Origin of the sequence: Pseudoalteromonas sp. 68 DY56-GL68 (genome assembly GCF_041414825.1) — a bacterium.
GTDB lineage: Bacteria > Pseudomonadota > Gammaproteobacteria > Enterobacterales > Alteromonadaceae > Pseudoalteromonas.
The window spans coordinates 149,672-149,899 of the sequence record NZ_JAOCZL010000018.1 but is presented as its reverse complement, the minus strand read 5'-3'; the positions used below and the strand labels follow the sequence as shown (position 1 = coordinate 149,899).

The 228-nt window shown below is 39.5% G+C and carries 1 tRNA gene; it reads right to left on the bottom strand.

From position 1 onward, the window contains the following. Positions 1-67 precede the first annotated feature (67 nt). A tRNA-Gln gene (locus NYF15_RS09155) sits at positions 68-142 on the bottom strand. Positions 143-228 lie beyond the last annotated feature (86 nt).

Below are 228 nucleotides of genomic sequence, written 5' to 3'. Positions count from 1 at the left end.
ATTAGAAATTAGAAATTAGAAATTAGAAATTAGAAATTAGAAATTAGAAATTAGACAGGGAAGTAGTTGGCTGGGATACCAGGATTTGAACCTGGGAATGGCAGGATCAAAACCTGCTGCCTTACCGCTTGGCGATATCCCAACGCTAAACTTGAAGAGTTTTAGTTCTACTTAAGAACATGGTGCGGAAGGAGAGACTTGAACTCTCACAACCGAAGTTACTGGAAC